This is a genomic window from Pseudomonas sp. WC1, assembly GCF_050586565.1.
Lineage (GTDB): Bacteria > Pseudomonadota > Gammaproteobacteria > Pseudomonadales > Pseudomonadaceae > Aquipseudomonas.
Window position 1 is genome coordinate 35,988 of record NZ_JBOBDQ010000043.1, and the last position, 13,836, is coordinate 49,823.

General features: G+C 61.8%; 16 protein-coding genes and 1 pseudogene. 11 read left to right on the forward strand and 6 right to left on the reverse strand.

The window, feature by feature from the left end; translation table 11 throughout:
• The first annotated feature begins 13 nt into the window (after positions 1-13).
• Positions 14-1,342 carry an MFS transporter gene (locus ACQ4OD_RS18690; protein ID WP_110702383.1) on the forward strand — a complete coding sequence of 443 codons (1,329 nt, stop codon included), beginning with the start codon at positions 14-16 and terminating at the stop codon, positions 1,340-1,342.
• Positions 1,343-1,408: 66 nt separating this feature from the next.
• Here ACQ4OD_RS18690 and ACQ4OD_RS18695 read toward each other — a convergent pair whose 3' ends face one another.
• The 4 genes from ACQ4OD_RS18695 to flgA all read right to left on the reverse strand — a co-directional run bounded on the left by ACQ4OD_RS18695 (position 1,409) and on the right by flgA (position 3,986).
• Positions 1,409-2,152, reverse strand: coding sequence for a flagellar brake protein (locus ACQ4OD_RS18695; RefSeq protein WP_102683074.1), 744 nt, complete (start codon positions 2,150-2,152; stop codon positions 1,409-1,411).
• 79 nt (positions 2,153-2,231) lie between these two features.
• Positions 2,232-2,699 carry a flagella synthesis protein FlgN gene (locus ACQ4OD_RS18700; RefSeq protein WP_102683073.1) on the reverse strand — a complete coding sequence of 156 codons (468 nt, stop codon included), beginning with the start codon at positions 2,697-2,699 and terminating at the stop codon, positions 2,232-2,234.
• Between the two features lie 47 nt (positions 2,700-2,746).
• On the reverse strand, positions 2,747-3,061 hold the full coding sequence (gene flgM, locus ACQ4OD_RS18705) for a flagellar biosynthesis anti-sigma factor FlgM (RefSeq protein WP_046854639.1): 315 nt from the start codon (positions 3,059-3,061) through the stop codon (positions 2,747-2,749).
• Between the two features lie 175 nt (positions 3,062-3,236).
• On the reverse strand, positions 3,237-3,986 hold the full coding sequence (gene flgA / locus ACQ4OD_RS18710; protein WP_102683105.1) for a flagellar basal body P-ring formation chaperone FlgA: 750 nt from the start codon (positions 3,984-3,986) through the stop codon (positions 3,237-3,239).
• A 64-nt stretch (positions 3,987-4,050) separates the two neighbouring features.
• On the opposite strand from flgA, the gene ACQ4OD_RS18715 reads away from it, so the two are divergent.
• Together ACQ4OD_RS18715 and cheR are read left to right on the forward strand one after the other, a co-directional pair.
• Positions 4,051-4,980, forward strand: coding sequence for a chemotaxis protein CheV (locus ACQ4OD_RS18715; protein WP_139673365.1), 930 nt, complete (start codon positions 4,051-4,053; stop codon positions 4,978-4,980).
• 51 nt (positions 4,981-5,031) lie between these two features.
• Positions 5,032-5,859, forward strand: coding sequence for a protein-glutamate O-methyltransferase CheR (gene cheR, locus ACQ4OD_RS18720; protein WP_046854641.1), 828 nt, complete (start codon positions 5,032-5,034; stop codon positions 5,857-5,859).
• Here the strand turns inward: cheR and ACQ4OD_RS18725 are convergent.
• Both ACQ4OD_RS18725 and ACQ4OD_RS18730 read right to left on the reverse strand, forming a co-directional pair.
• Entirely contained in the window at positions 5,844-6,218 is a 375-nt protein-coding gene (locus ACQ4OD_RS18725; RefSeq protein WP_198754053.1) for a hypothetical protein, read from the reverse strand. The genes cheR and ACQ4OD_RS18725 overlap by 16 nt on opposite strands.
• Before the next feature lie 2 nt (positions 6,219-6,220).
• Positions 6,221-6,595 carry a hypothetical protein gene (locus ACQ4OD_RS18730; RefSeq protein WP_430944734.1) on the reverse strand — a complete coding sequence of 125 codons (375 nt, stop codon included), beginning with the start codon at positions 6,593-6,595 and terminating at the stop codon, positions 6,221-6,223.
• Between the two features lie 213 nt (positions 6,596-6,808).
• Between ACQ4OD_RS18730 and flgB the strand changes: the two genes are divergently transcribed.
• The 8 genes and pseudogenes from flgB to ACQ4OD_RS18770 all read left to right on the forward strand — a co-directional run.
• Positions 6,809-7,216 (forward strand): flagellar basal body rod protein FlgB, encoded by a 408-nt coding sequence (gene flgB, locus ACQ4OD_RS18735; protein WP_046854642.1) that lies wholly within the window; start codon positions 6,809-6,811, stop codon positions 7,214-7,216.
• Between the two features lie 2 nt (positions 7,217-7,218).
• The gene (flgC, locus tag ACQ4OD_RS18740) at positions 7,219-7,662 is read left to right on the forward strand and encodes a flagellar basal body rod protein FlgC (RefSeq protein ID WP_046854643.1); all 444 of its coding nucleotides are present in this window, start codon (positions 7,219-7,221) and stop codon (positions 7,660-7,662) included.
• 15 nt (positions 7,663-7,677) lie between these two features.
• On the forward strand, positions 7,678-8,382 hold the full coding sequence (locus ACQ4OD_RS18745; RefSeq protein WP_139673359.1) for a flagellar hook assembly protein FlgD: 705 nt from the start codon (positions 7,678-7,680) through the stop codon (positions 8,380-8,382).
• Positions 8,383-8,412: 30 nt separating this feature from the next.
• Positions 8,413-9,786 (forward strand): flagellar hook protein FlgE, encoded by a 1,374-nt coding sequence (gene flgE / locus ACQ4OD_RS18750; RefSeq protein ID WP_102683070.1) that lies wholly within the window; start codon positions 8,413-8,415, stop codon positions 9,784-9,786.
• Between the two features lie 72 nt (positions 9,787-9,858).
• Positions 9,859-10,044 carry a hypothetical protein gene (locus ACQ4OD_RS18755; RefSeq protein ID WP_102683069.1) on the forward strand — a complete coding sequence of 62 codons (186 nt, stop codon included), beginning with the start codon at positions 9,859-9,861 and terminating at the stop codon, positions 10,042-10,044.
• A 118-nt stretch (positions 10,045-10,162) separates the two neighbouring features.
• A complete protein-coding gene (locus ACQ4OD_RS18760) occupies positions 10,163-11,905 on the forward strand; it encodes a type I secretion system permease/ATPase (protein WP_430944735.1) in 1,743 nt (580 codons plus the stop codon).
• Positions 11,892-13,202: an HlyD family type I secretion periplasmic adaptor subunit gene (locus ACQ4OD_RS18765; protein ID WP_430944736.1), complete on the forward strand. Its 1,311-nt coding sequence runs from the start codon at positions 11,892-11,894 to the stop codon at positions 13,200-13,202. Before ACQ4OD_RS18760 ends, ACQ4OD_RS18765 begins: the two co-directional genes overlap by 14 nt.
• A 65-nt stretch (positions 13,203-13,267) precedes the next feature.
• A pseudogene (locus tag ACQ4OD_RS18770) lies at positions 13,268-13,836 on the forward strand (hypothetical protein); the annotation flags it as partial.

The window sequence follows — 13,836 nt, forward strand, 5'->3', positions numbered from 1 at the left end:
CTTGACGGGACGTATGCGAAATATCTGGAAGCCGTTTCAGTCGCTGTACTTCGCCGCCTTGATGATGCTGATCGGCTCGGGCCTGCTGAGTACCTACCTGGCCTTGCGCCTGGCCGCCGATCATGTCGACAGCCTGTGGATCGGTGCGCTGATGGCGGCCAACTACTTCGGCCTGGCGGTGGGGGGCAAGGTAGGGCACCGCTTGATCGGCCGGGTCGGGCATATCCGTGCCTATGCCACTTGTGCCGGCATTGTCGGCGCCGCGGTGCTCGGGCATGGGCTGACCAACTGGCTGCCGGCCTGGGTCGGGCTGCGTATGATCGTCGGCCTGGGCATGATGTGCCAGTACATGGTTATCGAGAGCTGGCTCAACGAACAGGCCGACGCCAAGCACCGTGGCGCGGTGTTCAGCGGCTACATGATTGCCTCCTACCTGGGGCTGGTGCTCGGTCAGTTGATCCTGGTGGTGCACCCGCAACTGGGGCCGGAACTGCTGATGCTGGTGGCGATGTGTTTTGCCTTGTGCCTGGTGCCGGTGGCGATGACCCGGCGCATCCACCCCGCACCGTTGCGCCCGGCGCCGATGGAGCCGAAGTTCTTCATCAAGCGCGTGCCGCAATCGCTGTCCACTGTGCTTGGTTCGGGCCTGATCGTCGGCTCCTTCTATGGCCTGGCGCCGCTGTATGCGTCCAGCCAGGGTCTGAGCACCGAGCAGATCGGCCTGTTCATGGGCTGCTGCATCTTTGCCGGGCTGCTGGTGCAGTGGCCGCTGGGCTGGCTTTCCGATCGCTATGATCGCGCCGTGCTGATCCGCAGCGTGGCCATCGGCCTGGCCCTGGCCGCCGCGCCGCTGGCGATCCTGCCGGGGGTTCCGCTCGAGCTGCTGTTCGCCATGGGCTTTGTCATTTCGCTGTTGCAGTTCTGCCTGTATCCCTTGGCGGTGGCGTTCTCCAATGACCACGTGGAGAGTGAGCGGCGGGTCTCGCTGACCGCGATGCTGCTGGTCACTTATGGTGTGGGCGCCTGTATCGGACCGTTGGCGGCCGGGGTGCTGATGAAGCTGCTGGGCGCGCAGATGCTCTACGCCTTCTTCGTGTTCTTCGCGTTGGTGCTGGTGTGGCGCATTCGGCCCAAGGCAGTCACTGGGCTGCACCAGGTCCAGGATGCGCCGCTGGGGCACGTGGCGATGCCAGCGGCGGGCTCGCCCTTGTCGGCGGCCCTCGACCCGCGGGTGGATGAGCAGACGGTGCAGGATGTGATGCAGGCGCCGGTGGCGGCGGAAGATACCGAGGAGGATGCCGGTGCGCAGGCGCAAGGCGAGGTGGGCAAATCGATGTCCTAGGCGGCCTGCCCGGGCACCAATGAAAACGCCACCCGAGGGGTGGCGTTTTTCATGGGCTGGCGACGATCAATAGTCGTCCTTGTCGAACCGCCGCGCTTCACGCTGCAACTGATAGACGAAGCTCTCGATCTTGCGCTGGGCCTGGCCGTTGAGGTTGTGGAAGCGCACCCCGGCGAAGGTGGTGTTGATGCGCTCTTCGAAGTGCAGGTGGCGCAGTTCGACCAGGGTGTCGGTCAACCCCAGTGGGGTGCCGGCCTTGAAGCGCTCATAGACCTGGCCTAGTTGCAGGCGGTCCTCGACGTTGCCGTCGAAGCGCAGTTTGCAGCCGGTGGCCGAGATATCCAGCAGTTTGCCGCGCAACGCGCCATTGCCCTTGAGGTGGGTGCCGTCGAGGGTCACGTCGACCAGTTGCGACAGCTTCAGCGCGGCGCGGAAGGCATTGCGGCGTTGGTGATAGGTCACTTCCTCGGGCAGCGGGCCACGGTAGCAGCGGTGGCCGTCGATCTCGGTGATGGTCAGCGGTATGTTGCTTTCCCAGGCGATGCGCACGCCGTCGTGGAAGCCTTCGACGCGGAAGGGTTCGCCGCTCTCGATGTACTTCTCGCCGTCGCGAGGGATCATCTCATCCAGTGCCAGGACACCGCTTTCCCGGTCGACATGCACCACATAGCTCTGGAACCGCTGGCTGCGCTCATGGAAGCTGATGATCAGTGGGTCGTGGCTATCCAGCAGCTGGCGCAAGTTGGCCGCGATCTCCAAAGGGGTGGTCAGCACCTTTGGGGGCTGGGGAGCATCGGATTCATTGAACACGGGTTATCAATCTCCAGGCAAAACGGCACACGCAAGTTACGGCATTTTGCCAGTATGTTCCGTGCCTTGAAACAAATAATCAAACCTGGCTGATTGCCCGGGGCTTGTCCATGGGCGATGTGGCGCCACGGCTGTCATAGAGCGACGGGGAGTCGCCGCCCATGAGGATTCTGATCTGATTGGTCGTGGCGTGTTGCTGCGCCTGGATGATCCGCCCATTGGTCTCGTTGACCTGCTGGCAGTTGTCCATCAGTTGGGTCAGCACATCGAGCTGCTGCATGATGATCTCGCCATTGGGCGACAGCTCGGCGACGGCTTTCACGCCTGCACGGTCGGCGCTGAGGCCTAGCCCAGTGAGCAGGTTGTTGCGCCGCAGCCCCTGCTGCTCAAGCAGGACGATCAGGGATTGCTTGCGGGCAAGGATCTGCTCCAGCTTGGCCATATCCCGACCGTGCAGGGCCACTGCCTCCTTTTGTAGAAGGTCGAGCAGTTCCTGCGTCGGTGCTAAGTCGTCTTCGATCAGTTGCAGCAGAGTGATGTCGTGCATGGCTAACTCTTGGCGTGGTGCGTCCTTGAAGTCAGCGCGCCTGGTGGTTAGCGCTGAGCTTCGAAATCAAGCAGTTTGCTAGCGACCCGGTCGGCATCGACCTTGTAGCTGCCGTCTGCGATGGCCTGTTTCAACTCGGCCACACGGGCACTGTTGACGGTGGGCTGATCGCGCAGCTTGTCGCTGATCTTCTGCAATTGCTGGGCCTCTGGGCTCAGATGTACTGTTTCTCCGCTGGCACCGGTGTGCTTGGGCGCTTCGTTGGCCTCGCCGGCTTTAGCGGCGTTGCCGGACGCGGTGTTGCCGCGAACGCCGCCCGTGACGGACGGAGAGTTATTCAAACGACTGAAGTCGATGACCATGATCAAAACCCCTGGGAATTAGGACGCATGCCTTGTTTTCGACCAAACCGAAAAAAACTTTAGGCACGAATGCAACACGGCCTGAAGCTGGCTTGCGTATCCCGATTTCTGACAGAGTTTAGGGGCCGAGGTTGCACACCGCCACCCCTCTGTCGAAATCCTGACGCAGGGTAGGTTACATGGCGACCTCGACTTGCCCGGCACCGGTTACCCGGGCCTTGATCACCCGTTTGGAATTGAGGTTGCGCACGCGGATCTGCGCTTGCATCCCGCCCTTGTCGAGGGCTTCGCCCGGCATGCGCACACTCAGGTTGCCACTGCGGGCGATGATCACTACGTGGTCACCTTTGCGCACCACTTCGGCCTGTTCCAGGTGCTGTTGGGTCAAAACCTGGTCAAGTACCGTGGGGCGCAGCAGTTTCATGCCCACGGCCTGCTCCAGCAGGGTCAGGTAGCCGGGGCCCAGGGTGCCTACATCGCGCTCGCGCAGGGCCACATCGCTTTCATCAATGATGCTTTCGCGTTTCAGTGGCCGGGTCATTACCACGACATCGCGCAGCAGGCGCACCTGGGCGGGGACGAATACGGTCCAGGGCGCGGCACCGTCGCAACGCACCCTCACTGTTACCCGGCCCAGCGGGGTCGAGCCTTCCAGTGAGGCATCCAACTGTTGGCTGCAAAGCGGCATGCGCAGGCGCGGGTCAAGCTTGTTGACTTCGATCTCGTAGCGGCCCTGAGTCTGGGTGGTTGCCAGATAATCTTCGACGGTGAATTCAAGAAAGCCTTGAGTGACACCGATAAGCTGTTCAGGCAAGGTAAAAGAGTCCGCCAGCGTACGCGCGCCGGGTGCTACCAGGCACAGCACAGCCAGGGGGCCAGTCAGCAGGCGCGTCAGTCGTCGGAAAAATGTCGTTTTCGTATGCATGACGCTCAAAAAAGCAAAGCCCGTGCCGACTTGGTGCACAGGGTAATCGTTGAAGGAGTCCGGCATGGCTGGAGTGATGGATTCGGTCAACCAGCGTACACAGCTGGTGGGGCAGAATCGCCTGGAGCTGCTGTTGTTTCGCCTCAATGGCGACCAGCTCTACGGCATCAATGTTTTCAAGGTCCGGGAAGTGCTGCAGTGCCCCGACCTGACGCTGCTGCCCAAATCCCATCCGGTGGTGCGCGGCGTGGCCAACATACGCGGGGCGACGATCCCGATCCTCGACCTGTCGATGGCGACCGGTCTGCCAGGGCTGAAGGAAGAAACACGCAAGAGTTTCGTCATCATCACCGAGTACAACACCAAGACCCAGGGCTTCCTGGTGCACTCGGTCGAGCGCATCGTCAACATGAACTGGGAAGAGATCCATCCGCCACCCAAGGGTACTGGGCGCGATCACTACCTGACTGCCGTGACCCGCGTCGACAACCGCATGGTCGAGATCATCGATGTGGAGAAGGTGCTGGCCGAGGTGGCGCCATCTTCCGAGTCGGTATCGGAAGGTGTGATCGATGCCGAGGTACAGGACAAGGCGGTGATGCTGCGGGTATTGACCGTCGATGATTCGTCGGTGGCGCGCAAGCAGGTGAGTCGATGCCTGCAGACCGTGGGGGTCGAGGTGGTGGCGCTCAACGATGGTCGCCAGGCCCTGGATTACCTGCGCAAGCTGGTGGAAGAGGGCAAGCGTCCGGAGGAGGAGTTCCTCATGATGATCTCGGATATTGAAATGCCGGAAATGGACGGCTATACCCTCACGGCGGAGATCCGCAGCGATCCGCGCATGCAAAAACTGCACATCTGCCTGCATACTTCGTTGTCCGGGGTATTCAACCAGGCGATGGTCAAGAAGGTCGGTGCCGATGACTTCCTGGCCAAGTTCAGGCCGGATGACCTCGCCCAGCGCGTGGTCGATCGGATCAAGGCGAGTCATTGAAACGGCCGGGGTTCGCCCCCGGCGCTAGCGATTTAAGAAGAGGCGGCAGCATTGTCTACGGGTAATTTGGATTTCGAACAGTTCCGGGTATTCCTGGAGAAAGCCTGTGGCATCCTGCTGGGCGAGAATAAGCAGTACCTGGTCTCCAGCCGTCTCAACAAGCTGATGGAGCAACAGGGCATCAAGTCGCTGGGCGAGCTGGTGCAGCGCATCCAGACCCAGCCACGCGGTGGCTTGCGCGAGCAGGTGGTCGATGCCATGACCACCAACGAAACGCTGTGGTTTCGCGATACCTACCCGTTCGAGGTGCTCAAGAACAAGGTGATTCCGGAGTTCATCAAGAACAACCCGGGCCAGCGCCTGCGGATCTGGTCGGCGGCCTGTTCATCGGGGCAGGAGCCGTACTCGCTGTCGATGGCCATCGACGAGTTCGAGCGGACCAACCTGGGTCAGTTGAAGATGGGCGCGCAGATCGTTGCCACCGACCTGTCCGGTGCCATGCTCAACAACTGCAAGACCGGTGAGTACGACAGCCTGGCTATTGCCCGTGGCCTGTCGCAGGAGCGCCTGCAGCGCTACTTCGACACCAAGGGGCCGGGGCGCTGGGCGATCAAGCCGCCGATCCGCAGTCGCGTCGAGTTCCGTTCCTACAACCTGCTCGACAGCTATGCGCCGCTGGGCAAGTTCGACATCGTGTTCTGCCGCAACGTGCTGATCTACTTCTCGGCCCAGGTCAAGAAGGACATCCTCATGCGTATTCACGCCACGCTCAAGCCCGGGGGGTACCTGTTCCTCGGGGCGTCCGAGGCGCTCAACGGGCTGCCGGACCACTACCAGATGGTGCAGTGCAGCCCGGGGATCATCTACCAGGCCAAATGAGGCTCGACAAAAAGGCCGGTATCGCGAGATGCCGGCCTTTTTCGTGCGTTCTGGCCGAATTCGGCGATACCGCTGACCTTGAGCACAGCGGTGAACGGGTCGGTGCTGGCTGCCAGCCACATGCCCAGTGCCGAGTTGTCGGCTACCCGCAGGTTGCCGTCGAGGGTGGCGTGGAGGCTCTGCAGGCTGAATGTGGTCGGCGGCTCGCTGCGGTCGCCGACGTCGAGCCAGCCGTTGTTCGCCGGGCGGATGCTGTTGCTGCCGCGCCCGCCATAGGCAACCCCGTAGGCGCTGTCACCTTCGACTTCGATGTTGGCCAGGCCAAGGAGGTCGCCTGGGATCATGCTGCCTTTGCGCATGATCAACTCGACAGGGTGATTGCTGCCGGTGGCATTGATGGCGACGTTGCCCAGATCTCGCCGCTGTTGAAGATGTTCAGGTCGCCGTTGGCCTTCTGCCAGGGCGGCACGCCAGGGCCATCATGGGTGGTGTTGCCAATGCGGATGGCAGTGTCGGCCGCTACGATCCTGCCACTGTTGTCGATGTGGCGCCCCAGGCTGTCGAAGATGCTCGCGCCATCCAGCACGATGCCTTGCGCGCCTTGGTCGCCGGCGAAGATCTGTCTCTGGTTGTCGATGCCGGCCAGCACCGCCGGTCGGTTGCTGGCGTCCGTGGTGGCGTGGATGGCGATGGCGCGCGGGACGCGGATGCTACCCGATTGGTGGCCAATTGACATGTTTGTTTTGACGTCAATTTTTTGGTTTGCCGCTTTTACCGCCTGCCGATTGCCGCCTGGGTAGCTCAAGGCGGAAGCACATTGCCGCTTTTCTGGCATAAGGCGCGGCATGAAACAGGCAAAAACCCCGTACTCATGGGGTTCAAGATGGTTGGCACAGGGCTTGCTAAAGCCATAGCAAACGAACTCTGGTCACCTTCAAAGGTCCCCGACATGAGCATCAGCTTCGACAAGGCGCTTGGCATTCACGAAAAGGCACTGGGCTTTCGCGCTCAGCGTGCCGAAGTGCTGGCCAACAACATCGCCAACGCCGACACGCCCAACTACAAGGCGCGTGACATGGACTTCTCGTCCGTGCTCGCTGCCGAGTCCGACAAGCAGCAGAAGGGACGCATCGCCCTGGAGCGTACCGACAGCCGTCATATCGAGGCCGAAGGCCTGGCCATGATGGACGATACGCTGAAGTACCGCACGCCGATGCAGCCGTCGATCGATCAGAACACCGTGGACGCGCACCTGGAACAATCGAACTACGCGGAAAACGCCGTTGGCTTCCAGGCCAGCTTCACCCTGCTCAACAGTAAATTCAAAGGGCTGGTATCGGCCCTGCGTGGAGAGTGACCATGTCTCTTGCCAGTGTCTTCAATATTGCCGGTAGCGGCATGAGCGCGCAGAACACGCGTCTGAACACCGTTGCGTCGAACATCGCCAACGCCGAGACCGTGTCGTCGAGCATCGACCAGACCTACCGTGCGCGCCACCCGGTATTCGCCACCACCTTCCAGCAGGCCCAGGCCGGCGCCGGCCAATCGCTGTTCGAAGATCAGGGCCAGGCCGGGCAGGGGGTCGAGGTCAAGGGCATCATCGAGGATCAGAGCAATCTCGAAGCCCGCTACGAGCCAAGCCACCCGGCGGCGAACAAGGATGGCTATGTCTACTACCCGAACGTCAACGTAGTTGAGGAGATGGCTGACATGATCTCTGCCAGCCGCGCGTTCCAGACCAACGCCGAACTGATGAATACCGCCAAGACCATGATGCAGAAAGTACTGACCCTGGGTCAGTGATAAGGAATCCGGACCATGGCAGTGACCAACACTAACAATGGCGTGAACCTGAACGACGTACTCAACGCGTCCGGGGTCAGCACTGGTACCAAGAAAACCACCACCGAGCCCGTCGACAAGAACGCGCTGGGCAAGGATGCGTTCCTCAAGCTGCTGGTTACCCAGATGCAGCACCAGAACCCGCTGGATCCGCAGGATAACGGCGAATTCATTGCGCAGCTGGCCCAGTTCAGCAGCCTGGAAGGTATCCAGACCCTGAACGGCTCGGTCAACAATATCATTGGCGGCATAGCGTCGAGTCAGGCGCTGCAGGCCACCACGCTGGTGGGGCGCTCGGTGATCCTGGATACCGACAAGGCGATGGTCGACACCACCGCCAGCTTCACCGGTCAAGTTGTGGTGCCGCAGAACATCACCGACGGCAAGGTCGAGATCAAGGACAAGGACGGCAAGGTGGTCAAGACCATCAGTCTGGGCGAGCAGGCCAAAGGCACCGCCGACTTCATCTGGGACGGCACCAACGAGAAGGGTGAGAAGGTCGACCCTGGCCAGTACACCTTCACCGCCACCACGACGGTCGATGGCAAGGCGCAGACCATGTACACCCTGCTGCCGGCCAAGATCACCAGCGTCAGCTTCCAGGGCGGTAGCGAGATGATGCTCACCGTGGCAGGCGGCCAGAAGATCGGCGTCTCGAAAGTACAATCTATTGGAATCTAAGGCCGCTAGATCGGCAGAAGGAGTGAATGCATGTCTTTCAATATCGGCCTTAGCGGTCTTTACGCAGCCAACAAGCAACTGGACGTTACCGGCAACAACATTGCCAACGTCAACACCGTCGGCTTCAAGTCGTCGCGTGCCGAGTTCGCCGACGTTTATGCAGGCTCCAACCGCCTGGGCGTGGGCAAGAACCAGATCGGCAACGGCGTGCGCCTGGCCTCGGTTTCCCAGCAGTTTGGCCAGGGTGATGTCAATAACACCGGCAACGTCCTGGACATGGGTATCCAGGGGCAGGGTTACTTCGTGCTGTCCGACAACGGCTCGATGACCTACACCCGGGCAGGTGCGTTCCAGACCAACAAGGATGGCTATGTGGTCACCTCCGATGGCCTGAACCTGCGCGGTTACAGCACCGATGAGAACGGCAAGATCGTCAAGGGTGTGCTGACCGACCTGCGGATCGACACTTCGGCGCTGGCGCCGAAGGCCACCACGCTGATCGAGCAGGGCATCAACCTGAACTCCTCGGCCCCCGATATTCCGCTGGAAATCGATGATGGTTCCGGCACGATGATCCCGAACAAGCCGTTCAACCCGACCGATCAGAGCACCTACACCAAATCGTTCCCTACCAAGGTCTATGACAGCCAGGGTAACGAGCACGTCATGGAGCAGTTCTACCGCAAGACAGGTCAGAACGAATGGACCATGTACACCCTGGTCCAGGGCCGAAACCCGCTCGATCCGTCCAGCACCCAGCCGTTGACCGCCACCATGTCGTTCAATCCCGATGGTTCGGTGAAGTCCATGGCGGCCCAGAACGATGGGAGCACGCCTCCAGTACCTGGCGTGCCGGCGGGCGATTGGAGCGTGGTCAACAACACCTTCACCCTGAAGAACTGGATTCCTGCCGCCAAGGATGCGGCGGGCAACTGGGCGCCCAATGGTTCCCAGGGTAATGCTGACGGCATGCAGCTTTCGATGAAGAGCACCACGTCCTACAACACTGAAACTGCTCGTATGTCGCAGTCCCAGGACGGCTACGCCACCGGTATCCTGTCGAGCCTGTCGATCGACTCCTCCGGCGTGATGTTTGCCAGCTTCAGCAACCAGCAGTCCCGCGCCATTGGCCAGGTGGCAATCGCCAGCTTCGCCAACGAGCAGGGCCTGCAGCAGACGGGCGGCACCCGCTGGAAGGAAACCTTCTCCTCGGGCATTCCGGGTATCGACGCGCCGAAAACCGGTACGCTGGGCGAGATCGAGTCCAACTCGCTGGAAGCCTCCAACGTCAACCTGACCCAGGAACTGGTCGAGCTGATCAAGGCCCAGAGCTACTACCAGGCCAACGCCAAGACCATCTCCACCGAAAGCACCATCATGCAGACCATCATCCAGATGACCTGATGGTCGCTGGCTGATCGCTTGTCAACGAACCCCTTTGCAAGAAGGGGTTCGTCGTTTTCAAGGAGAGTCCCCATGAAAAAGCTGCTGGCTGCTGCTGTCGCGGCGTTCTGCCTGCTCCAGGCACAGGCCGCGATGGCCCCTTGGTGGCGTTGGGAAAGCCAGGCCGACGGGCGTTTGGTGTGTTCGCAATGGTCGCCGGGCGATGGCTGGAAACGCTTTGCCGGACCCTTTGACAATGCTGCCTGCAGGTCGCTTTGACCTAGGGCAAAAAATGATGGCTTTAAGCCATCGATTGGCGGATTTTCTTCAGGTATGATCCGCGCCATCTCACTCGTTCGAGTGAGTGGCAAGCGTCATTTTCCAAGGATCGGAACTCGTGAAAAGCAGTAAGGATACTGGTGCCAACGTGCTGCCGGCAGCGCTTGGCGTGGCCTTGAAAAAAGGCCTGATCGGCGCGGCCCTGTTCTCTGGCGTGATCAACCTGCTGGCGTTGATCGGCCCCTTGTTCATGCTCGAAGTTTATGATCGGGTCATCCCCAGCCGTAGCCTGCCCACCCTGGTGGCGCTGGGGTTGCTGGTGGCAGGTGCGTACCTGGTTTTCGCCGTGGTCGACATTATCCGTTCGCGGGTCATGTCGCGGATCGCTGCGGCGCTGGAGGGCGCGCTTTCCTGCCAGGTTTTCAAAGTCATCGCGGGCGCTCCGCTGAAGATCGTGCTCGACCAGGATCCGCTCAAGCCCGCCCAGGAGCTTGAGCAGATCCGTGCCTTTATTTCTGGCCCCGGGCTCATGGCGTTCTTCGACCTGCCCTGGATGCCGGTGTACCTTGCGGTCAGTTTCTATATCCATCCGTCCCTGGGCTGGTTGGCGCTAAGCATGATTGCGCTGATGGTGCTGCTTACCTGGCTCACCGACCGGGGTACCCGCCAGGCCATGCGCGACAGCGCGGCACTTGCCAGCCAGCGCAACCGCCTGGGGCAGCAAGCCCATGTCGGGGCCGAGGTGCTTGTCGCGATGGGCATGACCGATCGTGCCGCAGCGCGCTGGCAAGTCCTGCAGGGGCGCTATGCAACCCTGCAACGGCATAGTGCCGACGTCGGCGGATTCTATGGTGGCATCACCAAGGCATTGCGTCAGTTGGTGCAGTCGGCCTCCCTGGGCGTGGGTGCCTGGCTGGTGATCCAGGGGGATCTCAGCGGCGGCGCCATTGTCGCAGCCTCGATCATCGTTGCCCGTACCCTGGCCCCGGCCGAGCAGATCATCGGCACTTGGCGCAGCCTGGTGTCCGCGCGGCTGGCTTGGCAGCAGTTGCGGGCGGTGCTGGAGATTTTTCCGGAGCAACCTGAAAGGACCTCGCTCCCCAAGGCCTGCAGCCAGTTGCGGGTGACAGACCTGTGCATTGCGCCTCCGGGTGCGCAACGTCTGGTTGTTCAGGGGGTGGGTTTCAGCCTGGCGGCCGGGAGCGCATTGGCGGTGATCGGCCCCAGTGCCTCGGGCAAGTCGTCGCTGGCCCGGGGGTTGGTGGGCGCCTGGCCGGCGATCCGTGGTCAGGTCTGCCTGGATGGTGCGGCGCTGGAACTTTGGCCGGATGCGCAGCGCTCGGCATTGACCGGCTATCTGCCGCAGAGCGTCGACCTGTTCGAGGCCAGCGTGGGCCAGAACATCGCGCGCCTGGACCCGCAGGCCGATTCGGCAGCGGTTATCGCGGCAGCGCGCCAGGCCGGCGTGCATGAAATGATCCTGCAACTGCCGCAAGGCTACGACACGCCAGTCGGCGAGGGTGGCGTCAATCTGTCGGCAGGACAGCGGCAACGCATCGGCCTGGCCCGGGCCTTGTATGGCGAGCCGTTCCTGGTGGTGCTCGATGAGCCCAACGCCAACCTCGATGCCGAAGGCGAGCGTGCGCTGGCCCGGGCGATCGAAGGTGTGAAGGCGCGGGGTGGAGTGGTGGTGGCCATCGCCCACCGTTCCGGCCTACTCGCGGTGATGGACCAGGTGTTGGTGCTGGAGCAGGGCGCACAGGCGGCGTTCGGCCCGCGTGACAAGGTACTGGCACGGCCGGTGGCGATTGCCGATCCACGAGTGGCCAAGGGAGGGGGCAGGCATGATGCGCATCGATGATGAGCAGCAGCTGGTGCGATCGCTGCGTTGGCACTTGAGGGTTGGTCTCGGGGTCGTGGTGGTGTTGCTGGGTGGTGCGCTGCTGTGGTCGGCTGCCAGCGAGTTGGCCAGCGCTGTGATCGCGCCGGGGACAGTGGCGGTGCAGGATAGTGTGAAGAAGGTCCAGCACCCCACCGGCGGCGTGGTCGCGCAGTTGCTGGTCAGCGAAGGGCAGTCGGTGCAGGCCGGCGATGTGCTGATGCGCCTGGATGCCACCTTGCAGGAGGCTAGCCACGCTATTGTCGCCAAGGCCCTGGACCAGGCCCTGGCGCGCCAGGCACGGCTCGAGGCCGAACGTGACGGCCTGGCGCAGGTGGACGTCCCCCCACGCCTGCTTGTGCGTTCAAGCGAGGCCCAGGTGCAGGCGGTGCTGGCCAGCGAGCGGCAATTGTTCGCCGACCGCCGCCAGTCCCGCGATGGGCAGAAACAGCAGTTGCGCGAGCGCATCGAGCAACTGACCCAGACCATCGCCGGCCACGACCTGCAGCAGCGTACCAAGGGCGAGGAGATTCGCCTGATCGACGAGGAATACCAGGCCGTCAGGACCTTGCAGAAGAAAGGCCTGATGACCCTCGATCGGGTCAACGCCCTGGCACGCGGTATTGCTCGCCTGCAGGGGGAGCGTGGCCAGTTGGTCGCAGCCATCGCCGAGGCCCGGGCACGTATCGCAGAAACCCGTCTGGAGCTGCTGCAGGTTGACCAGCGTTTCCGTGAGCAGGTCTCGCAGGAGCTACGCGACCTCATGGCCCAGCAGGGCGAATGGGTCGAGCGCGAAGTCGCTGCCGCCGACCAGCTCAAGCGCATCGAGGTGCTGGCTCCCAGTGCCGGTCGCGTTCAGCAATTAGCGGTGCATACGGTAGGTGGGGTGATTTCGCCAGCCGAAACCTTGATGCAAATCGTGCCGCTGGATGAGGAACTGCTGGTGGAGGCGCGCATCAGCCCGCAGGACATCGACCAGGTTGTACTCGGCCAGGATGCCTTGCTGCGTTTCAGTGCGTTCAACCGTGCAACCACCCCCGAAGTGCTCGGGCGAGTGGTGCGCCTTTCCGCCGACCTGGTAATCGACCCGCAGAGCGGTGTGGGTTTCTATCGGGCCGGCATTCATATCGACAAGGCCGAGCAGCGCAAGCTCGACGGCCTCACGCTGGTGCCGGGCATGCCGGTGGAATCTATGATCCAGACGGGTCGTCGCACCGTGCTGTCCTATCTGCTCAAGCCAGTAGGCGACCATGCGCAACGGGCATTCAGGGAAGGATGAGCGTCGACAAGTGTGTTGGCGTTTTCAGGCAAGGATTGTTCAACCAGTGCAAGGAATGAGTAGACATGGCTGTAATTCAGGGAACCGAAGGCCCCGATAATCTGGTTGGTACCAGTGGGGACGATCAGATTTTTGGCAAGGGCGGCGACGACATCATCAATGGTGGTGACGGCAACGACACGCTTTACGGTGGCGCCGGTGCCGACCGCTTCATCGGGGGCGCGGGCAACGACACTGTGTCGTATACCGACGCCGGTGCTGGCATCACCTTGAACTTCAAGACCGGTGTGCACACTGGCATCGCCGCCGGCGATACCTTCGAAAGCATCGAGGTGTTCCAGGGTTCGAACTACGCCGATACCTTCATTAGCGACGCTCGCGCACAGAAGTTCAACGGCGGCTTGAACGACACGATGGACTATTCGTTGTCCGAGCAGGCGGTGAAGATCACGGTAGATGGTTCTGGCGGCACCGGCCAGGGTGGTGATGCAGAGGGTGATACGTTCACCGGCATGTACAGTGTCATCGGCAGCAGCCAGAACGACACTTTCATCATGCAGGCGACAGGTTCGAGCAAGAACTTTGCCGGTGGTGCCGGTAACGATACCTATTACCTGTACAACACCGCTGGCGT